This is a genomic window from Paraburkholderia phymatum (assembly GCF_040965635.1).
In the GTDB taxonomy this organism is placed as follows: Bacteria; Pseudomonadota; Gammaproteobacteria; order Burkholderiales; family Burkholderiaceae; genus Paraburkholderia; species Paraburkholderia phymatum_B.
This window is the reverse complement of the sequence record NZ_JBFRCH010000061.1, coordinates 1-20,767: the sequence shown is the minus strand read 5'-3', so window position 1 is coordinate 20,767 and position 20,767 is coordinate 1. Positions and strand designations below refer to the sequence as shown.

Here is a 20,767-nt window from a genome sequence, read left to right as displayed (position 1 = left end):
GGCGACACGCCCCGCACGTCCCGCAGGTGCGGCGCGCGCCGCGTCCGCGCCCGCCAGCAAGACGGCGGCGCGCCGCAAGCGGGGCAAGACCGATGACAGGTAGCCCCCGCCCGCGCAGGCGACGGAAGGCCCCGGCCTGCCCGCCGATCGGTGCGCTGATGCGCTACGGCGAGCGGACCGTGCGCGTGATCGCCGAAGCGAGCGGCCAGCGCGCAATCATCGAATCCGTGGACGAGGACGGCCGCACCTTCCGCAGCACGGTCAAATGGGCTAGTCTGACCGCTCTTGAAGAGCAGCTTTTCTGAGGGCGATGACGATGCAGCCGACCATGCAGCAGCTCGATATCTTTGCCGACAGCCATGATGTGATGTTGCGCAACGATGTGCTGGAGCGACTGCAGCGGCGCGAGGCGGTGGCCGCACGGACGGCACTGGAACGGCTGGCGGGGAATACCCGGACGATAGTGTGCTGTCCGCGATGGGCGTGCTGGTTAGCGAACTCGAATGCGTATCGCAGAGACCCTGACCTTTCGCGGCGCCGATGCCGGGAACCACGCTGCGCCGCTATGGCTGCTGGCGGGCGAGTGGGTGGCCGCAGGCGATGCGGTCGAACACATTGAGTCCTGGTGGCGCATCCCGGCGCCCCTCGCGTGGATGACCGAGGTGCGCTACCGGACGGGCGGACTGGATGCGGCGTGGCCGCTGCTCGCGGAGCTGGCGTGGCTGACGCCCGAGCGGTTCGCGGCGTTGCTCTCCGTCCTGGGCGACGCGTCGTTGACGGCGCTGCGCCGGCGCTTCGATGCGGAGTTTCCCGGCACCGGCGAAGTCGACGATTACGCCTGGTTCGCCGCGTGGCTGCTGGTGGCCAAGCCGGCACTCGAGGGCAGACTGCGCGAAGCGCGCGTGCGGCGCGAGCAGGCGGCATCACGCGCGACAGCCCTGCTGGGGGAAATCCTGCGCCGCGAGCATGAAGGCGACCAGCACGAACTGGTCATCCTGCGCCAGGAGTTCAGCCGCCTGCATGCTGGCCTGTTCGAGGTGTACATGGCGACGCGGAAAGTGCAGCACCAGTGAGCATGACGATCAGCGACCGGGATCGTCGCCGGTTCCGTTGTCGCACCGGTGAGCCGGGCAGGGCACGGAGGCGACATGACATTGAAGGCCCAGTGGTACCGCGACAGGCTTGCGAAAAAAGCGCGCAGGGGTTTCTGTGGCTACCCGGTCGCAACCGTTGCCTTCTATGGGCCCGACGACACGCGGGCGACAAAGGTGTCGGTTGGCATCGTCGCGCACGAAGATGCGGATGCCGATCCTGTTGAGCGATGGTTCTGTGGAACTGCCGACGCAAGGACCGATCCGGAAACCATCGAGGCAGTCGTGCGCTTCATCGACCAGCAGGGTGCCCGATCGGTCGCAACCGTTAATCGCATCATCGGGTGTCCGCATGAGGAAGGCATCGACTATCCGGAAGGCGAAGCCTGTCCGCTGTGTCCATTCTGGCGCAACCGTGACCGGTGGAGCGGCGAGATCATCGGGTAAGGCGGTCTGCGGTTTTCCGCAACCGATGCACGGGGCCGCCGGCATAAGCCAGGGCAATGGGATCTTCCGTGCGGAAGAGAGGAGCGTCGGCGTCGCACCGCCTGTCATGAGGCCTCGCGGGCTCAATCCACAGTGACAGTCCGTGACGCTTCCGTTCTCTTCGCGCAACCCGGCTGAACATGATCGCGCGGGATGTGTAGTCCGGGTTGGTTGTCCCTCCCATACTTTTTTGACAGGGAAACGGAATGTGCCGTATTTCGCTGATCGCAATGGCGCAGGCCATGAAATCCGCCAAGGCAATGAACCTCGCGCAAAAGGAGAAGATCGCCGACGAGATATTCCATGCCCAACCTCACATGCTCGGCTCTGTCCTCGTTCTCCAGAAATTCGGTGTTTCCATGGAAAAAATGGAGTTCGCCATCGAACTGCTCATCGTATGTTTTGTGGCGATGAAAGAATCCGGTCTCACATGGCCCGTCATCACGGAGGACGACCAGGAGCTGCAATTGCAGCTTTATACGACCACCGTTCGGCTTGGCGAAGACCTGAGTCCCTCACTACGGGATCGACTGATGCAGCAATATGTCGAGAACCATCCCGAGAAGAATCTTTGTGCCTATGTATGGTCAGAAACCGCAAACTGGCTGAGACGCATTGTCCCGGAAGACAGTGACAGATATGTCATGCTGGTGGTCATCAACCTTCTAAACTGCATCGCCTACGTACCCATGCCCAACCCTGGAAAGCAGGTTCGTCGACGGGAGAATTCTGCATGACTCAGGAAAGATGCGAACAGTGCTCCCAACCCACGGCAGCTTACGATGTGATCCATTACGGCTCCACGGAAACTGGTCACCGACTGCTCTGCACCCAATGCTTCAATGCCGAGGTGGCACGGCGATATGGCATGACCGATCTCGAAAACGTGCGCCTGGATCCGATCGACATGATCGATTCCGCGGGCGACTCCCATCGGTTTCATTGCCAGATGCGTTTGCTGGGCCCAGACATGATCGTCCTGGACGCGTTCGAACTTCGCGAAGACGTCCGTGCCGGTTACGAATTCCGGACCATGGGCGAACCTGAAGATGATGTGCTGACATTGCTTGGCCGTCTTGTCGAAAAGATGAGGCGAGCTCTGTCGGTCCGATTTCTCTGCGCCGAAAACCATCGACAGCGAATCCGCGACCGAACCGTGCAAGGAAGAATTTCATCGGATATGTCCGGGTTCGAAAATATGCCTGTCGTTGTTGTCGACGGAAAAGAAATTGCGTGGGACGACTTCGGCCGGATGCTGATGGCGTTCGAGGGCTGGCAATTCAGGCTGGACATCGCCGATCCGGCCGACGAGCTTTGAGTCACGCGCAGACGGACGATCAAGCGCGCTATCGAACAGTCGGACCGGATGCCGCGTGGCCCTGGCGTGGCGCAGGAGCTCGCTGAGCTTCGCAGGGGCGTACGCAAGAGCCTTCTGATTACGGCCAACCCGCCGTTTTCCGGCTGGGGAATGATGTGTTCCTGGACCCCGGCATGACGGTCGCCGCCATCGACCGGCTTGTACATCACTCGACAAATTTTCGAACTCATCGAAAGCTACAGGCGCCGCAAGCCACGACAAACAGAACACGCGCCGTTTAGCGCCATGCTGCTTGACGCTGACTATCGAATCCTTTTGCTTTTGCCATGTGTGGTTCAAGTGAAGAAGCCCGCGATGCCGTCGGCGTGCGCGGGCTTAATACTGGGTGATAAGGCGTTACGCGAACGACATTTCCAGACTGATGCCGGAATAGTTGACCCGTGGCGCGACCTCACGACCTTCGCCCTTCTCAAAATGCACCAGTCCATATCGCTCCATCGTCTTGAGCGTGCGGGAGAGGTTGGACTTTTCACGTCCAGACGTCTCGGCCAGCTCTGTCAATGACGACGGGTTTGTCCTGGCGATCAGTGCCAGCAGCGCCTGATTCTTGCCCGACAGCACCTGTGCGAACGACTCAGGCGAGGAGAACCAGATCTTCGGTTCGTCCGGGGAAGGCTTGTATTCGCCCCGAGCGATTGCCATCGTCCGCGCCTTGTACTGCTCGACCGACGCGATCCCGACCTTCAGGATTCCGTGTTCGCTATTCATGGGCCACTGCTCCTTTCTTGCATAACGATGTCGACCTCTTTCCAGAAGTCTGCGAGTAACGTCGCGGCATCCGCATAATCGTAGAACCGCGTGCGCTCCCCGGTGTGCTTGTGGTCGTACTGAATGCGCGTCCGTGCGCCCGGACCTGAACCCTCCCGGATCGGATGCGCATTATCAAACCCCAACAGGCGAGCACCCGTTTCATCGTGCAGCGTCAGCGAATACCTCAGCCCGTGGGGGCGTTCCGCCGTGACTGCGCATCGTGTTGCTTCGAACTTCACCCAAAGCTGCCCGGTGGCGTCGAGGGTGAATACCTCCCCGTGCATCACGAGGAGGGTGTCCATGCCTGGGTCTCGATCTGTCATGGCCATATGTTATCATCAGGTGACAACTAAAGCAAGGAATGTCCCTCCCGCCGGGAGAATAGCGCGTGGTCCGACGCGAGCGCCTGCAGGCCACGGAAGAGCGCGCGATGCTTGAGATCGTCCGGGTGCGGAGCGCGTCCGCGAAGCTGCACAAGGAAGTCGATTAGGCCTCCAGGCGGGCTGAATGGCGCGAGGCCGATCACCGCCGTGCGGTCGGGGGCACTGCAGTGCGCGACTCACGAATGCCCGTCATCAGGCCGGTGTGCTGCAGGGGCGCCTGGAGGCCGTGCAGGCGACGAACGTGACGCTGCAGCAGCAGCTGGCAGCCGTGCGCCGGGCGGACGCGCGCGAGGCCGGGCCCGCCCGGCCGGGCCGTGCCAAGGGCGCACCTGCCGGGTCCACCGCGGCGCGTCCCGTGGCGACACGCCCCGCACGTCCCGCAGGTGCGGCGCGCGCCGCGTCCGCGCCCGCCAGCAAGACGGCGGCGCGCCGCAAGCGGGGCAAGACCGATGACAGGTAGCCCCCGCCCGCGCAGGCGACGGAACGCCCCGGCCTGCCCGCCGATCGGTGCGCTGATGCGCTACGGCGAGCGGACCGTGCGCGTGATCGCCGAGGCAAGCGGCCAGCGCGCAATCATCGAATCCGTGGACGAGGACGGCCGCACCTTCCGCAGCACGGTCAAATGGGCTAGTCTGGCCGCTCTTGAAGAGCAGCTTTTCTGAGGGCGATGAGGATGCAGCCGACCATGCAGCAGCTTCGATATCTTTGCCGACAGTTCATGATGTGGTGTTGCGCAACAACGTGCTGGAGCCGCTGCAGCGCCGTGAGGCGGCGGCCGCGCGAACGGCCCTCGAACGGCTGGCGGGCGAATATCCAACGTGGTCGGACGAGCAAAGATGCAGCGCGCATTGCGATTGGCCACAAGCGATGCGGAAATGCCCGTGACATGAGGCGACATCCCTTTCGAAGGAGCGGCACATGCCAGCGCTCGATAATATCGATACCTTTGTAGTGTTGATGCTGGAGAACAGGTCATTCGATCATATGCTCGGTTACCTGAGCCTGACGGGAGGTAACGTCAACGGTCTCTCGTCCGATCCGGCATGGCTGAATAACTTTACGAATGTGAACGCGGGGCAGTCTTATCCCGTTCACCGTCTCGGCGCCGACGTCGCTTCAATTCCCGATCCCCCACACGACCGCACGCCTATCGCAACCCAGATCAATACGCCTTGCACGCCGGGTGGCTGTCCCGAGCTCGGTGGGTTCGTGCAGAGTTATGCGAGTCGCGCCACGCCTGCACATGATCTTGCGCACGTGATGGGGTACTACGACGCTGCCTCACTGCCGACTTTTGACTTCCTGGCGCGACATTACGCGGTTTGTGATAACTGGTTTGCGCCGCTCCCTTCCGGTACGCAGGCGAACCGGCTGATGGCAATGGCAGGAGAGAGCGCCATCAGTGACAACGTGCAAGGACTCAATTTCATCCCCGATCAGCCGCTTGTTTATGACTGGTTGCGCGAGCGCGGCATTCCATGGTGCGTTTATCAGTCGGGCAGCTTCTTTCCGTTTTTCAGTCTGATGAAGAAATGGCTGCCGGAGATCATCACGTCACTCGCCTTGCCGCATGATGATGTCGGCGGGAGTTTCCGTCGGTACACCCGGTTCGCCGCCGACTGGCAGAGCGACGCAATCATGCCCAAGGTGATATTTATCGAGCCGGCATATACGGACGGTCCACACTTCAACGCCAACGACGACCATTGCCCGACAGGCATCGCGGCGGGGCAGGCTTTTGTCGCGGATGTTTACCGGACGTTGACGTCCAATCCGGATCGCTGGAAGAACACGCTCCTGATCGTGACGTACGACGAGCACGGCGGGTTTTTTGACCATGTTTCACCGCTCCCCATTGCGGCCAATGTCGCGGGATTCCCGTTTGAAACGACGGGACTGCGCGTGCCCGCCTTGCTTGTCTCGCCCTACGTGACGCCGGGCGGTGTCTTCTCGGGGAAGCTCGACCATACGGCCATTTTGCAGCTTCTCGCGGAAAAGCTTGATCGGGGCAGGGCGTATTTACCCGCCGTCTCGGCGCGCAACAATCACCTTGACAGGCTGAGCAGTGCGCTGAATGTCGCCGCAGTCCCTGAAGCTGCGCCCGCCCTCGCCGGCGATACCGGCGCGACGTTCAATGCATCCTTCGATGGGCTTTTGAAGGCAGGACAGTCCGAATCAAACCAGGGGTTTCATGCGGTAGCGCTGCAGGTCGCACGAGATCATCCACACCTTTTGACGTCGCCACAGTGGGCTGATCTGGCGCAGTACGTTGCCACCTATGGGAAGCATTGAACGCGTCGGCAGCCAATCGGTAGTGTGGGGTAATCGTCCGGATCGTGCAAAAAATGGCGCATTTGTCGAAAACGCGATTACTTATCAAGGCCGGGCTGGTGTATATCGCCCTGACTGAGGCTGATGTCTGGCGACGGTCACTGACCAGGTGCCGTATCTAAAACTAAAACAGCAGCTCAATCGAGTGAAACAGGCGGCGGCGGTCGGCATCCTGCGACCGCGCGCCCGCATCGATCACTTCCCGCAGGCATTCGATAAAACAGGCGCCTGCGGGACTCACGGGCACGCCGCGCCGCGAGGTGATGCTCACGATCGTCTCATCGACTATCTCGCGCAATGGCAACGCGCGCAGATTCTCTTTCGCGATGTTCACTTCAACGAGCGGCCACGGAAAGATGCTGAGGAAGTCGGTCTGCTGAAGCAGACCCAACACGATCGCGAACGAATGCGCGAGATGAATCGTATGGGGCACTTTCATCCCAAGCTTGCGGAACAGATTGTCGGCCATCGACTCCCGGCTCGCCGGGTCCCAGTTCAACACCCACTCAGCATCCTGCAGTTCATGCAGCGTACGGCACTCGGCAAGCGGATGCCCGCGCCGCGCGACGACAGCTGAATGCGTCGAAAAAAGCGGCACATTATGAAACTCCGATTGGGGCGACGCAGGCGGCGGGCGGCCGATCGAAAAGTCGAGGCTGCCGTCGCGCAGACGCGGCTGCGCGACAGCCAATAACCCTTCGAAGAATTCCAGTTGCACGTCGGGCATCTTCTGCTTGAAGCGGTTGACCGTCTCCGGCAGAAACGTCAGCGCAAGCCACGGGGTCACACCGACCGACAGCTTGCCCGCGGCCGCGCCGCGCATCGCTTCCAGTTCCGCTTCCGCGCGCGCCAGTTGCCCGAGCACGAGCCGCGCGTGCACGACGAGCGCGCGTCCATACTCGGTGAACGCGACGCCCGATGTGCCGCGAATCACGAGCGGCGCACGCAGGTCGGCTTCGAGTTCGCGCACCGACTTGGTTACGGCAGCGGGCGACAGATCGAGCTGACGGGCCGCCGCGCGGATGCTGCCCGTTTCGGCGATGGCGGCGAGGGTGCGAAGTTGATGCAGTTTCATGTGTAAGAAGTAACCCTGGATGGCATCGCGGGCGACAACTGCCGGTTGTCACCGTAACCGTTTCCTGCCTGCCCGTCAAAAAAACGGTTGGCTATGCTGGTCTCACATTACCAAGGAGACAGCAGCGTGAACAAGATGGTCGTCCCCGCCGGCATCGCCGGTCTCGAAGAAGAAATGATTGCCTTGCGCCGCCAGATTCACGCGCATCCCGAGCTTGCTTACGAAGAGCACGTCACGGGGGATCTGGTCGCCGCGAAGCTCACCGAATGGGGCTACACCGTGACGCGCGGGCTGGGCAAGACTGGCGTCGTCGGGCAACTGAAGGTTGGCAGCGGCGCACGAAAGCTGGGTCTGCGCGCCGACATGGATGCGTTGCCGATCCACGAACAGACGGGCCTGCCGTACGCGAGCAAGCTGCCCGGCAAGATGCACGCATGCGGCCACGACGGCCACACGGCGATGCTGCTCGCAGCAGCAAAGCACCTCGCGCAGGAGCGCTCGTTCGACGGCATGCTGAACGTGATTTTCCAGCCCGCCGAAGAAGGCCTCGCGGGCGCGAAGAAAATGATCAAAGACGGCCTGTTCGACAAGTTTCCCTGCGACGCCGTGTTCGCAATGCACAACATGCCCGGTCATCCGACGGGCAAGTTCGGCTTTTTGCCGGGGCCGTTCATGGCGTCGTCGGATACCGTCATCATCAAGGTGACGGGGCGCGGCGGTCATGGAGCCGTGCCGCACAGGGCCGTCGACCCCGTCGTCGTGTGTTCGCAGATCGTGCTGGCGCTGCAAACCATAGTGTCGCGCAACGTCGCGCCGCTCGACATGGCGATCATCACCGTCGGCGCGATTCACGCAGGCGACGCGCCGAACGTGATTCCCGAAACGGCGGAAATGCGCCTCTCCGTGCGCGCTCTGAAGCCCGAAGTGCGCGGCTATCTGGAGACGCGTATTCAGGAAGTCGTACACGGACAGGCGTCCGTGTACGACGCGCGCGCCGAGATCGACTATCAGCGCCGTTATCCGGTGCTCGTCAACGATGCGCAGATGACGGCCTTCGCCACGCAGGTCGCGCGCGAGTGGGTCGGCGACGATGGCCTGATCGCGAACATGCAGCCGTTGACGGGCAGCGAAGACTTCGCGTTCATGCTCGAACAGTGTGCGGGTGCGTATCTGATCATCGGCAACGGGGACGGCGAGGGCGGCTGCATGGTCCACAACCCCGGCTACGACTTCAACGACGATTGCCTCGCGACGGGCGCCGCATACTGGGTGCGTCTTGTGCAGGCGTTTCTGGGCTGACGCGTTCGGGAGACAGACATGACGTACACAGCCGCATCGGCTCCCACGCCAAACAGCAACGCGTCGACGAGCGACGCTCAACCGCAGCACGTGAGCCACGCGAAAGCGATTGCCGCAATCACGCTCGGCAACGGCCTCGAATTTTTCGACTTCACGATTTATAGCTTCTTCGCGACGATTATCGGCAAACTGTATTTCCCGGTCGAAGGGCAGCTTGCACAACTGATGCTCGCGGTCGGTACGTTCGGCGTCGGTTTCATCATGCGGCCCGTGGGCGGCGTGGTGCTCGGCGCGTATGCTGACCGGGCAGGGCGCAAGGCGGCGATGAGTCTCACGCTCTGGCTGATGACGCTCGGCTCCGCGATCATCGCGTTCGCGCCGACGTATGCATCGATCGGACTCGCGGCGCCTGCGCTCGTGATCCTCGCGCGGCTGATTCAGGGCTTCGCGTTGGGCGGCGAAATCGGCGCATCGACGTCGCTATTGATGGAATATGGCAGCGACCGCACGCGCGGTTTCTACGGCAGCTGGCAGTTCGTGAGCCAGGGCTTGAACACGGTGGTTGGCTCGCTGCTGGGCGTCGCGCTCGCGGCGATGCTGTCGACCCATGCGCTGGAAAGCTGGGGCTGGCGCGTGCCGTTCGTGATCGGCATGGCGATGGGGCCGATCGGCGTGTACATCCGGCGACATCTCGACGAAACTCTGCCGTTGCCTGCATCGTCGCAAGAGCCGCCAGCCATCGAGGCATCGACGGTCGCGAGGCCTGTGCGCGAGATCTTCGGCACGCACCTGGGCGTGATCGCGACGGGCGTCGTGACGACGATCGGGGGCACGGCGGCGAACTACATCGTACTGTTCTATCTGTCGACGTACGCGATCAAGATCCTGCATCTGCCGATGTCGCTTGCGTTGTGGGCGTCGTGGACGGCGGCGTTCGTCACGGTGATCTGCTCGCCGTTCGCTGGCTCGCTGTCGGGATCGCTATGGACGCAAGCGCGTGCTGTGGATCTCGCGCGCGTTGCTGATTGCGGCGGTGTATCCCGCCGTTCATGGTCATCAATTCCGTGCCGACTGTGCCTGTGTTGCTGGCTGTGGTTGCTGCGCTGGGCGTCCTGGTTGCATTCACGGCTGTGCCCAATATCGTCATGCTGCCCGAGATGTTTCCGCGTGAGATTCGCGCAACCGGGATGTCGATTGTTTATTGCCTCGGCGTGTCGATCTTCGGCGGCTTCGCGCAGTTCTTTGCGACATGGCTGATTCAACTGTCGGGCAACACACTGGCGCCGGCGTGGTACCTGATCGGTTGCGGGCTGGTGTCGCTGCTGGCGCTGCCGTTTATTCGCGAGAGGGCAGGGCGGCCGATCGACTGAAGGGCGCTTTCTCATGCGGTGGGTCGCTCTCTCACGCCTCGACGAGTCTCAGCGCCCGATTGACAATCGATTGGGTTTGCCAACGATTCTTGCGCCATGAAAGCGAACAGAGTTCGTCACGGTTGATTTCGGGCGAAGTATGGCTGTGAGGCGATCGGTGATGCCTATGAGTGCATTTCGGCCATACCTGACCTTCATGTATCGCGTCCGTCAGGCGGCAATGAGTCGCTTTGCCGACAGTCGCAGTTCGGCGGCGAGGAACGTCAGCGTTCACTGCTAGCGAATGCGTACTTGCGACCCATTGCCGTCGTCCGTCTCGACATCACGTAAAGGGCAGGTTCCAAGGTCCACCGGTCATTCGAACGGCCACGGCGGTACCTGTTTAACCATAAAAGTTAGCAATAACTGCGTCCAAAGATTTAAACATAACTCGCCAAAGCAGGAACTAGAGTTTTTTCCGGCGTTATCCACACACCCTCCTCAAAGCGCCTGCCGTAAGTTGATTCCAATTCCCCAAAAGACTCTCCGCGAAGTACCCGGACATCCCGACTACCAAGTTCGACGATAATTCTCGCGGCAAAAAGATCCCTCCCGTGTATCACATTGATGTCCCATTTCCAACTGCCAAATTTATTGTCAGCATCCTGAAAAGGTTTTCTTCTGTCTGATTGCCCGACATAATTTTTCTCATCGGAGAAGGATGAGGGATCATCCACAATTATGATTTCTTTTCGCTTAACCTGAACCCCGCTGCAGACAAAGCGAATATATTCTTCAAGATGTTCAGAACAGTTTAATGCCAGTCCCAGGGATAAGATCTTCTCAAGCGCTTCAGCTGTACCATCGACATGAACGATATCAAATCCGCTTATTAGGGCGATGACTGAGCGTTGATCGAGTTCACTTTCTAAAGAAACCTCCGCTAAATACGAATTAGGAAGGAAGCTGGGGTTATGCACGCGAATTCGATTGCTTATAGACACCCTCGTGTCAAAATAATGAGTCAGCTCTCGATATTTCCCGAGGGCCGGTGTGATCTTTTTTATAATTTCCTCCCGAGCGCTTAAGTCGACCGTTTCCCAATTAGCCCTATAGAGCGGGAGCGAGTTCCAGCGCGACGATTTATCGTAGCTATCCGTATTGAATTGCTCGTCTCCCCTGATGCGAGGCGGCACATAGTTGAATATATCAACTTGTATCTTCCGTAAATCGCATTTTTCGCGATTCCCTCGCCAAAGCCCCGTGTTAAACAACGCCTCATACTCTGGAGGAGCGCTCTCGGTTGGCAACTCAATAATCTCCGCTGGACCATCTCCCGGCAACATCACGCTTCCGGGGGAAGCCTCACGGAGTGCAATGAGACCGCGCAGAATAGCCGCGTGAAATATCGAATCTGCGTTGAACGCCCAACACGCCGACATAAGCGCGCGGTTGGATCGAAAGTCGAGAAGTCGAGCGTGACACCGAGCTAACACCATAGAAAGATGAACCGCACCGCTTAGGATCATCTCCTCTTGGGCATAAAACGAGACGAGAACCTTAGAATCGAGGAGAGGTTCGTCTTTCAATTCGGAGAAATTTTTTTTACACCAGGTTAGGAAGCCTGTTCCAGCAGCACTTTCTTCAAATTCCTGAACAATTTCACAGAACTCTATCGCAAGAAAAGCCGATCGCTCCCAATCTGATTCGACTGAAGTCGCGATCTCGGCCCTCGCTCTTTCGAGGAAATTCCTGACAAGGCCGAGTCTCCAAGACGGATCGCTGTTTGGCAATTGCCTGCACACCGAGGCCAATAGGTCGAGACGGGGCTCTGTAACAGTGCCGATTGCCGTTGCGGAAATCAAGATCTCTAAAGTCCCGAAAAGCCACTCTACGGCACTCTGCCATTGTTTTGCGTTTCTCATCCACGGCTTCCGGGCGCAAAGTTCGTTTAGCTTAGCGAGATCCGACCCCGGATAACCCTTCTCGAGAAAAATATTCCGTGGTAACCGAAGGTAGAATTGCTGCAGCGTTTCCTCAAAGAACGGATCATTCATGATATGGAATCACTAGAGGACATTTCTTTCCGGCGCCGTCAACAGTGGAAGCAAGTGCGTGAACGGATCGCGAAAGCCATCGCAAGGCTTGCATATGGATTGATGAGATGCATCTAGCTCGTCCGGTGCGAAGTCTGGATAAAGCCTTGCGTTCCGGACAATTTTGTCGTTTTTAGCTGTAATAACAAGGCGGGCCCTGAGTTCCTGCGCACCTGCGTCAAATCTGGTTTTTAACTCGTCACGTAAATCGGTGAGAGTCCTCGACCCCTCGCGGAGATCTTCTAATACTGTGAACACGTTTGATAAATTTGCACTCGACAAGACACCACGTATAGGCCCAAATGTGTCAATAGCCAGCGCAAGGATCCTTGCACCGTTATGAGCTGGCGCAAAGAGAACTAGTTCAGTATGTTTTGGCCAAGACGCTGGAACGGCGCGATTGAGCGCGTCTAACATTGCCCGTCGCGCAATTATCGCCCCGAGCGAGTGGGCAACTAAAATTATTCTGTGATACTCTTTTGGATGTCGTCGCGTCATTGTGAGACTTGAATCGCTATCGTTAAATACTGCTGCGGGATCCTTGCAGAGTTCACCCAAGAAACACCGGAGCTGATTCGCGCTGGACAGGGCTTGCGTGTGTTTGCCGTCGTAACTAAAAAAGAAAAAATCCCACCCTGCGAGTTCAGGTGTTGCTTTTAGCTCCGATGGGAAGGCTGACCACGTTTCGATTGCTGCCCCGGCGAAACCGTGTACAAATACAATGGCGCAACCAATTGGGTCCAATGCCCAAATTGCTCTAGACCCCTGCCACCTCTTCGCTAGTCGCCCAGTATGTAGCATATGGAAGCTCACGATCCTGCCCCTTTGAATTGACCCTATTTATGAGCGTTTCGACTTTTCGCAAGGGAAGCCTTCGTGTATCAGTATCGGGGTATCGGGCGACGTTAGTCGGTAAATTAAACACTCCTGATCTGGACATCCTAGGACATCTGGGCTGTTTTTAGGGGACACTTTTCTAACAACGTCGAAAGCATGCCTGCCCAGTGCCTAGTCCGACACTGGGTGATGAAGTCGAGCAACCGGCACAAAGACTGTTTCACCAGCGCATTTTCATATAGTTGCGGGTCCGAGGTCGGCGAAGCTGACCAGACCCGCCCTGAGCCTGTACCTCAAAGGCCGGTACCTGATGCGTAGTCCACCTGTGCGCGCTGGCGCACGACAGTTCCTGGCCGCCTACTGCCCGACGCGGTCCGCGGATCGAGGTGTGATGCGATGCCGGCGGGGTGATGTGCTTTTCTCGCTACCGCCCACGAAAAACAGCCTCGATGTTGTTGCCGTCCGGGTCGAGCGCGAAGGCAGCGTAGTAACCTGGCGGATAGCCATGCTGGGTGTCACGGTAGCCGGGTGCGCCGTTATCGGTGCCGCCGGCTTTGAGGGCTGCCTGATAGAATGCGTCTACCTCGGCGCAACTCCTCGCTACAAAGGCAGTGTGCTGTTTCACGCCATGCGGGCGAAAGCGGTCAATCCAGAAAACCGGGTAATCGAGGCCGTAGCCGATGCCATCGGTCCCGCTGTTGCCCGGCATTTGCATCACGCGACGCATGCCAAGCGCGCTCAAGGCGGCGTCGTAAAACGTGGCGGAACGATGGACGTCCGCGACTCCAATTCCGGTGTGATCGATCATCGTGGTACCTCGAGTGTTCCGTTATAGCAATAGGGCCGGAAAATGACACCTTCCGGAACGTTCAACGTTCGACAAGCGCAAGTCGCACGTGGCCGTGCGAGAACGTTCTGACGCTGGCTATGTCCTGCGACGGACCGTACGGTTCGAAGGCGAACGCTTCTTACTCGGGCTTTGCGGTTATCCACATGCACCCGGCCCTGTGGTCGGCGAATGGCCGCTTTGGCGCAATGCGTCAGGCAGAAGGCGACCCCATCCCGGACGTTCGAACGCATTGGCTTGCACCGGCGGCAGCGAGTTTTGGTCGTTGCTCGCCGTGATATGTCGAGAACAACCACGACAAGACCCGAGGTAGAAACGCATTTGCGTTGCCTCGCAAACGCGTCCTATATTAAGTAGCGATGGCCGAACAGACCTTCCTCAAATAGCTCGATTTTGGAGGCCGCCTTGGAGAAGAAGAGGGTCTGGACAGAACGGGAAAATAAGAAAACGGCCATTCAAAAATCGGCTGAAGAAGCAATTAGACCGATGTTAGAGTCGGCAAATTCCGCCTCGTCGCGAGTCGCCGTCCTGCACATTACCTTAATGATCACGTGCAGTTATTTATTGATAGTTACCCTTTCAACGACCGATTTAAATCTTTTGATTGGAGGAGGAATAAGGCTGCCGGTCGTCGATGTTGAGGTTCCTATCACCGCCTTCTTTGTGCTGGCACCTCTTCTTGTGATACTGGTTCATTTCAATTTTCTCCTGCAGCTGCAACTGTTGTCTCGCAAACTTTTTGTTTTCGATAAAACAGTCCAGGAATACACGCAAAGATTCAGGACAAAGCTGCAAAAAGACGATAGCAAGACATACAAATTCTATGACCAGTTAGATATCTTCCCCTACAGTTGGTATCTAGTTGCACCTAGCGGGCAATCGATACGCGCGCTATTGGCATGCATGGTGACTGTAACTATCCTCTTACTTCCGTTGATCACGATACTCGCGATTGCTCTGCGCTTTCTTTGCTACCAATCCGAAGCGATTACATGGTCGCATAGGTTAGCGATATGGATCGATTGCGCGGTAATATTAAGTCTTTGGCCGGTCATCATGGATCCGCAGGATGACTGGAAGGCTTTTCATCGCAGGGCGGCGGCATCATTGAAGAACCCTAAAAGCTTATGGCTACTATCCGGGTTAATGTTTACCGTATTAACCATCTATTTTTCACAAAACCAAAGTCAGCTTCCGTGGGATTGGCAACTCGAACTTATTGTCGCGGTTTTCATCTTCAGCGTATTTTATTTGGTATATGTCGTCGTTAATGCGTTGTTTTATATATTAAGGCGGCTCCGGAAAAAAACAAAAACTTGGCGAGCGGATGCACAGCGGAGCGCGACGACCGTATTGTCGACTCGCGGCGTAGTTCCGTACATTGTGTCTATGCTAGTGATTCTCCCCATGCCGCTGGCCCTGACCGTCGATGGGGAGGAGCTGGAAACGAGCGTTTTTGGGCAAACGTTCTTCAACAGGTCGCTTCACCGGAATTTTGAACTGAGCGATGCTGTCGTCGAGGCAAAACCGGTGGCGCCCGACACCATCGCCGAAGCCAAGGAGGAAGATATTGTTGACGTGCATGATTTAGTCGGTCATGTGAGCCCGGTTAATCTTGAAGGACGAAAACTACGACATGCTGTTTTCAAGCGGGCGTTCCTGGTAGGCGCGAATCTTCAGCATGCGGACCTATCGGGAGCGATTTTGTCAGACGCGATACTGATCGGAGCCAATCTGGTTGCCGCGAATGGCAGTGAAGCAGACTTTCGTTTCGCGCGTGTTGACGGGGCCAGCTTCAACGATTCCGTGCTTGCAGGTGACAATTTCAAATGGGCGAAAGCGAGAGGGGCAGACTTTACGGGAGCGGCACTCGAAATGGCGCACTTTGCGGACGCTGATCTGCGTGTAGCGCTCTTCGCTGGAAACATGACTGGCACGGTGTTTGACAACTCAGAGCTGTCGGGCGCGTCTTTTGAAACCGCTCTACTGCAGGGAGCTTCATTCGGAGGCGCCAACTTGACCGGGGCGACGATTGACATCCTCGACTGGGGCGGGCTATACAGTCCGTATTATATTGATGTACGTTTTCTGAAATCCTCTGTCCTCGATTCACGCTCGGGGGCTGAGCTGAGTAGGATAGCAAAGATGACTGTGCCAAGGCATGCGGTAGGTGGTATCCTGGAAAAAATCGATAAGGCGGTCGGCCATCCTGCGGTTTTCCCATTCGATTATTGTCTATACGGAAGCCCCATTTCGAGTTCAGTCGCCTGTAAGCACAGATTCAGTCAAGACAGCAGCGAAGAACAAGATGAGTTTGCCCGCGGGATCTCCGCTACGTTCAAGAGGATGGTCTGCGACGACAGGGCAACCGCGCGAAACTTCTCCTACCGTGTTCGGTCCACCCTCCTGGCTCATGAAGCGAGAACTTGGTTTATGTCGCCAGATTGTCTTGGAGCAATGGAACTGACAGCCGATGAGAGAAATGAGGAATTAGGCGTATTGGAGATTGTCGACCCGCTCAAAGGCACAGAACGTCCCCGTGTGAATAGTGACGTCTATATTTCGAAGGAGTTGGATTGGTTCCCGTAAGGAGGCTTTGGGGGATGCGCGCCTGCTGCAGAACGTGACGTCGTTGGATTGTCCGCTTGCCCGTGCCGACCGGACGATCGGACGCCCGCGCTCGGACACAAGCGAACGGCTCTTTCTGGCCCAGACCGTGTCAAAACGCCCGGCTGCTGGAAATTGACGAGACCTTCTCTCCCGGAACAGGTTTCGACGGCGAACTGCGGGAACATAAACGTGAAGTTGCATGAAACAGCTACGTCGAACTGCTGCCGCGGTTCGACCACCGCGCGAGGCTTACGCCCGCATTGCCTTTACCACCATTTCTGCGCCAAGCAGCTTGATCACCCGCTTCATGTTGTACGCGAGCACGTGCAGGCTCATTTCGGTACTTACCCGCTCAATCGTTCTTGTCAGAAAGTGGGTTGCACCCATCCACGCCTTGAACGTGCCGAAGGGATGTTCGACAGTCTGTCTTCGGATCCGCATCATGTCGGGGTTATGGTCAAGTCGCGTCTGCATCTCTTCGAGCACCCCTTCGTGCTCCCAGCGTGCCACCCGGCGTTGAGGGCCCGGCGTGCAGTGCGCCTTTAGCGAACATTGCTGGCAATTCGAACTCCAATACTTGCTGATCTTCAGGCCGCGCTCAACGGTCGAGAATCGCCAGATGAGGCGCTCGCCTGCCGGGCATCGATATTCGTTCATCTTTGCGTTGTAGATGAAGTCTTCCTTGCCAAAGCGACCATCGGCCGTTGCGCTCGACGTCACTGTCTTCGGAACGAACACGGTTATTCCAGCCTCGTGACATGCGAGTATCTCCTCGCTCTTGTAGTAGCCGCGATCCGCAACCGCGGTGAGCTTGTCGATGCCCATCGCGGTACGGGCGAGCTTCGCCATCGACGTCAACTGATCACGATCAATGCCATTATTGGTAACGATGTGCGCGACGATCAGATGGTGCTTCGTGTCAACCGCCGTCTGGACGTTGTAGCCCACGACTCCGGTTCCTCGGGTCTTCATCGAACGTGCATCCGGATCCGTAAGCGATATCTGTCCGTCCGGTGCTTCCTTCAACTTGACCTCGATCTCCTTGAGGCTTCGCATCTGTTCCTTCAGGGCTGCAATCTTGTCTTGCAACCGCTCTGTTCTGGCTTTCGCAATAGCAGGCTCCTGACGATCCGCTGTGTCCATCGCCTCGAGATAGCGGGCGATACTTGACTCGATGTCGCGCATGCGTCGTTCGAGTTTGGCGCTCGTGAAGTTGCGGTCGCGATGGTTCACTGCCTTGAACTTGCTCCCGTCGATTGCCACGAACGCTTCGGCGAAGAGGTCCAGACGCTGGCATAGCGCGACGAACTGGCGACAGACGCTGCGGATCGCTTTGCCGTTGTCTTTACGGAATCGCGCAATGGTCTTGAAGTCCGGCGTCAGGCGACTCGTGAGCCACATCAGTTCGACGTTGCGCTGAGCCTCGCGTTCAAGGCGACGGCTGGATTGAATACGGTTCAGGTAACCATAGATGTAGATTTTGAGCATCACCGCCGGATGATACGAAGGCCGACCCGTTAGCGCTGGCTCAACGCCTTCAAACCCGAGCTTCTGAAGATCCAACTCATCCACAAAAACATCCACCACGCGCACCGGATTGGTGTTTGTCACGTAGTCATCAAGCGCTTCGGGAAGGAGGAAGCTTTGCGTACGATCTTCGCCTTGGACGAACCGCTTCATCTCGCTTCTCCCCGTTCTACGATGAATAATTTTAGCACTACGAAATGGTGTTTTGACACAGTCTGGGCCGTCAGCGACCGCACGCTAACCGGCCTGCTCGAGATCATCACGCTTGCAGAGGACTTCCAGGATCTGACCGGACAGGTCATCAAGAAGATCACCGACATCGTCTCGTCGATCGAGCAGCAACTGCTCAGCGTATTGACGGAGAACATTGCGCCTGAGCGGCGCGAGCAGTTCGCCGCCCAAGATGCCGCGCTCGCCAGCGAAAGCAGTTCCAAATTGCTGATGAATCAACCCGCAAGGCAGGGCGGACGTGTTGCAGGACCAGTCACAGGGCGGTGATCTGCTGGCGCAAATGGGATTCGACTGAGCAAGATTCGCCTCAGCTAGAATGCCTGGTTGGGATCTGCTGCCGAAAATGGCTTCATTGTGGCGTGGTGACTATTGCCGACGTTGCACTGGAAGTCGAGACGCCGCATCGGAACCCGAAGCTGCACCCGAACCCGAAGCTGCATCGGAAGCCGACGCCAGACAGAACGGGTACACAAGAAGTACACCGGGCTCGAGCGTTGAAACGCGAGCAGATGGAAGTGGAAGCGCCAGACAGAACGGGTACACAAGAAGTGGTCCGGGCGCAGGCGCTGAAACTGGACCGGCCACAGGCGCCGAAACGGGAGCATCGCGTTTCTCGTAAAGGCACGTACCCGGCTTACCATCCGTACCGAGCGGCGGCGGCTTGAAGTAGTCGCTCGTCGCATAAGTGGCAAGCCCAACTACCACAGCCGCCCAGATGGCGAGCGCCTGCTGCGCTCCATATTTGAAGGTCTCAAGATTATCCGCGTTTCGATGACTGGGGAACACATAAAACCATTGCCACCACCAGAATAGCGGAGGCGCCATCCCCCAAAAAACTGCCCATTTGAACAGCCCGACGGGCCGAGTGCACGGTGGGGCGTACGACGCATCCCACACAGTCATTATGAGGAGGACCACTGAGACAACCCCACCGGCCCAAAGCAAAACCCGCGGCGCCCAGCGCCACAGCGCCAAAATCAAAAGGACAAGCCCAACAGCCAAAAGCAAAAACCACTGCGCTTGGCGCAAGTTCGGCCAAATCCCAGAAGCCAGCAGCCAAATAATATAAATGGCAAGGACAAACGCAACCGCCGCAAACCCACGTCGCAGAAGCGTCCACTGCCCCCAAGTGCGAGTTAGCCACGCCCAAATCCCCAACGCCGGATAAATATCGAAGCGAGCTGGGTCGGGCGTTACGGCCAGACCACGTGCTGCATCGGTCGCTAGCACCAATGCACCAACAGCGACTCTAACCTCCTGTGGCTCCAAATCACGCACAGCGGTTTGAACACCCTCAAGCTGGTGTCTAAATTCCTCTACCCGCTGCAACTGATCAAGTGCAACGGCCGCGTCCTTAAATCGTCTGACATCGGGTCCAACGTCTTTAAGAACCTTTTTTCGAAAGTCGGCTACGGGCTTAGGTCTAGTGGGAAATGCCCGAAGTGCGGTGGCCGCAGACTTCAATGATTCGAAATCGCTCGAAATGGCGCTAACCTTGTCTCGAAAATCCCTTACTAGCTGGCGGTCTAAGGGACCCCGTGCGGTGGTCGTCACCGCACGACGTGCAACGGCCTCGCTCACCAATTGATCGACCTGGTTTTGAATGTCCGCAACCTTGCCTTTAAATGCGTCTACCAGCGTCGGGTCCACGGGAGGCTGTGTTGCGGGCGGCCGTGGACGAAGCTGATGGACACCACGACTAAGTACATCGGCCGCGGCCTTCAGTCGACTGTAAACGTCACCGATGCCCCTAACTTGCCTCTGAAAGTCGGCTACCGGCGTGGTGGCGGGCATGTTTTTCTTCCCTTCGTCCTGGTCGCAACCAGTGTAGGCGACGAACCCACGCGTTTTCCCCTGTCTGTGCGCTGGCCCACCTTAATCGATAAAGAATCTGCGGCTCGGTCCGCCCGGCATTTGCGCGTCTCTATCATCTGTCTTACAAAGGACGCCATGCGCTCGATCTGACGGTCAGACCCGGAACGTCATAGCGCGGCACCTCGATGGCGGCACGCATCACGAACTCGGGCCTCAGCATGTCGGTGGGAATTACGCAAACGTCGCGCTCTTGGACAATAATTGTGTTTACTGTCTGGGCACGCAAGAATGTGGCCGGTAATCCCGTCAAGGAATCCACGATGGCCGTCTTTGAAAGAGAGCGGATACTCAGGCCCGCGACACGTAATCCCAAATCGGCATACCGCGTTGAGTTGCCCAACTTGGCCCCCGACGATAGTCTTCGCCTTACTATTCGTGATCTGGATGGTAGTGTCGTCCAGATCCGCGAGTTTTCAGCCCGTGAGCTTGACGGGTCCAAGTCAATCTATTTCCGGGCAAAACAGGATGGTGGAACGTAAGCGTCTCGCCGCGGCCGTTCTAGCGTGCTGATTGAGGTTTTGGGTAGTTTGGTACCCACCAAATTATGGTGGATACCAAAGTGGACAAGACGTGGGGCGTTGGCGCCGCAGTCGGCGCATATA

Annotated in this window: 19 protein-coding genes and 2 pseudogenes; 13 read left to right on the top strand and 8 right to left on the bottom strand. The window is 58.0% G+C overall.

Going from position 1 to position 20,767, the window contains the following annotated elements; genetic code table 11:
* Positions 1-158: 158 nt before the first annotated feature.
* The 6 genes and pseudogenes from AB4Y32_RS39265 (at position 159) to AB4Y32_RS39245 (ending at position 2,895) form a co-directional block, all read left to right on the top strand.
* Positions 159-305, top strand: coding sequence for a hypothetical protein (locus AB4Y32_RS39265; RefSeq protein ID WP_368726408.1), 147 nt, complete (start codon positions 159-161; stop codon positions 303-305).
* A gap of 198 nt (positions 306-503) precedes the next feature.
* Entirely contained in the window at positions 504-1,073 is a 570-nt protein-coding gene (locus tag AB4Y32_RS39260; RefSeq protein ID WP_368726407.1) for a hypothetical protein, read from the top strand.
* A 75-nt stretch (positions 1,074-1,148) separates the two neighbouring features.
* Entirely contained in the window at positions 1,149-1,538 is a 390-nt protein-coding gene (locus AB4Y32_RS39255) for a hypothetical protein (protein ID WP_368726406.1), read from the top strand.
* A 245-nt stretch (positions 1,539-1,783) separates the two neighbouring features.
* Positions 1,784-2,314: a hypothetical protein gene (locus AB4Y32_RS39250; protein ID WP_368726405.1), complete on the top strand. Its 531-nt coding sequence runs from the start codon at positions 1,784-1,786 to the stop codon at positions 2,312-2,314.
* Positions 2,311-2,439, top strand: a pseudogene (locus AB4Y32_RS40850) (DUF7685 domain-containing protein); the annotation flags it as partial. The gene AB4Y32_RS39250 and the pseudogene AB4Y32_RS40850, both read left to right, overlap by 4 nt.
* A gap of 6 nt (positions 2,440-2,445) precedes the next feature.
* Positions 2,446-2,895 carry a DUF7713 domain-containing protein gene (locus AB4Y32_RS39245; RefSeq protein ID WP_368726404.1) on the top strand — a complete coding sequence of 150 codons (450 nt, stop codon included), beginning with the start codon at positions 2,446-2,448 and terminating at the stop codon, positions 2,893-2,895.
* A 396-nt stretch (positions 2,896-3,291) separates the two neighbouring features.
* Here the strand turns inward: AB4Y32_RS39245 and AB4Y32_RS39235 are convergent, their stop codons facing one another.
* Together AB4Y32_RS39235 and AB4Y32_RS39230 are read right to left on the bottom strand one after the other, a co-directional pair.
* Positions 3,292-3,663 (bottom strand): HVO_A0114 family putative DNA-binding protein, encoded by a 372-nt coding sequence (locus tag AB4Y32_RS39235; protein WP_079503649.1) that lies wholly within the window; start codon positions 3,661-3,663, stop codon positions 3,292-3,294.
* Positions 3,660-4,007, bottom strand: a complete 348-nt coding sequence (locus AB4Y32_RS39230; protein ID WP_368726403.1) for a toxin-antitoxin system TumE family protein — start codon at positions 4,005-4,007, stop codon at positions 3,660-3,662. Before AB4Y32_RS39230 ends, AB4Y32_RS39235 begins: the two co-directional genes overlap by 4 nt.
* Positions 4,008-4,603: 596 nt before the next feature.
* Between AB4Y32_RS39230 and AB4Y32_RS39225 the strand changes: the two genes are divergently transcribed.
* Both AB4Y32_RS39225 and AB4Y32_RS39220 read left to right on the top strand, forming a co-directional pair.
* Positions 4,604-4,750 (top strand): hypothetical protein, encoded by a 147-nt coding sequence (locus AB4Y32_RS39225; RefSeq protein ID WP_368726402.1) that lies wholly within the window; start codon positions 4,604-4,606, stop codon positions 4,748-4,750.
* 256 nt (positions 4,751-5,006) lie between these two features.
* A complete protein-coding gene (locus AB4Y32_RS39220; RefSeq protein ID WP_368726401.1) occupies positions 5,007-6,380 on the top strand; it encodes an alkaline phosphatase family protein in 1,374 nt (457 codons plus the stop codon).
* Positions 6,381-6,543: 163 nt separating this feature from the next.
* On the opposite strand, the gene AB4Y32_RS39215 is transcribed toward AB4Y32_RS39220, so the two are convergent.
* Positions 6,544-7,494: a LysR substrate-binding domain-containing protein gene (locus AB4Y32_RS39215; protein ID WP_368726400.1), complete on the bottom strand. Its 951-nt coding sequence runs from the start codon at positions 7,492-7,494 to the stop codon at positions 6,544-6,546.
* A 126-nt stretch (positions 7,495-7,620) separates the two neighbouring features.
* On the opposite strand from AB4Y32_RS39215, the gene AB4Y32_RS39210 reads away from it, so the two are divergent.
* Complete coding sequence (locus AB4Y32_RS39210; RefSeq protein ID WP_368726399.1) at positions 7,621-8,793, top strand: M20 aminoacylase family protein; 1,173 nt, start codon at positions 7,621-7,623, stop codon at positions 8,791-8,793.
* A gap of 18 nt (positions 8,794-8,811) precedes the next feature.
* Positions 8,812-10,163: pseudogene (locus AB4Y32_RS39205) on the top strand (MFS transporter).
* 419 nt (positions 10,164-10,582) lie between these two features.
* Here the strand turns inward: AB4Y32_RS39205 and AB4Y32_RS39200 are convergent.
* From AB4Y32_RS39200 to AB4Y32_RS39190, 3 genes are all read right to left on the bottom strand, one after another.
* The gene (locus AB4Y32_RS39200) at positions 10,583-12,199 is read right to left on the bottom strand and encodes a hypothetical protein (protein WP_368726398.1); all 1,617 of its coding nucleotides are present in this window, start codon (positions 12,197-12,199) and stop codon (positions 10,583-10,585) included.
* Between the two features lie 12 nt (positions 12,200-12,211).
* Entirely contained in the window at positions 12,212-12,982 is a 771-nt protein-coding gene (locus tag AB4Y32_RS39195) for an alpha/beta fold hydrolase (RefSeq protein WP_368726397.1), read from the bottom strand.
* A gap of 517 nt (positions 12,983-13,499) precedes the next feature.
* Entirely contained in the window at positions 13,500-13,883 is a 384-nt protein-coding gene (locus AB4Y32_RS39190) for a VOC family protein (RefSeq protein ID WP_368726396.1), read from the bottom strand.
* Positions 13,884-14,327: 444 nt separating this feature from the next.
* Between AB4Y32_RS39190 and AB4Y32_RS39185 the strand changes: the two genes are divergently transcribed.
* Positions 14,328-16,511, top strand: coding sequence for a pentapeptide repeat-containing protein (locus AB4Y32_RS39185; RefSeq protein ID WP_368726395.1), 2,184 nt, complete (start codon positions 14,328-14,330; stop codon positions 16,509-16,511).
* 270 nt (positions 16,512-16,781) lie between these two features.
* Here the strand turns inward: AB4Y32_RS39185 and AB4Y32_RS39180 are convergent, their stop codons facing one another.
* Positions 16,782-18,212 (bottom strand): IS1182 family transposase, encoded by a 1,431-nt coding sequence (locus tag AB4Y32_RS39180; RefSeq protein WP_368726394.1) that lies wholly within the window; start codon positions 18,210-18,212, stop codon positions 16,782-16,784.
* Between AB4Y32_RS39180 and AB4Y32_RS39175 the strand changes: the two genes are divergently transcribed.
* Positions 18,195-18,557: a protein phosphatase CheZ gene (locus tag AB4Y32_RS39175; RefSeq protein WP_439899904.1), complete on the top strand. Its 363-nt coding sequence runs from the start codon at positions 18,195-18,197 to the stop codon at positions 18,555-18,557. The two genes, AB4Y32_RS39180 and AB4Y32_RS39175, sit on opposite strands and share 18 nt — an antisense overlap.
* A gap of 99 nt (positions 18,558-18,656) precedes the next feature.
* On the opposite strand, the gene AB4Y32_RS39170 is transcribed toward AB4Y32_RS39175, so the two are convergent.
* Positions 18,657-19,940 carry a hypothetical protein gene (locus AB4Y32_RS39170; RefSeq protein ID WP_368726393.1) on the bottom strand — a complete coding sequence of 428 codons (1,284 nt, stop codon included), beginning with the start codon at positions 19,938-19,940 and terminating at the stop codon, positions 18,657-18,659.
* Positions 19,941-19,976: 36 nt separating this feature from the next.
* Between AB4Y32_RS39170 and AB4Y32_RS39165 the strand changes: the two genes are divergently transcribed.
* The gene (locus tag AB4Y32_RS39165) at positions 19,977-20,255 is read left to right on the top strand and encodes a hypothetical protein (protein WP_368726392.1); all 279 of its coding nucleotides are present in this window, start codon (positions 19,977-19,979) and stop codon (positions 20,253-20,255) included.
* Positions 20,256-20,767 lie beyond the last annotated feature (512 nt).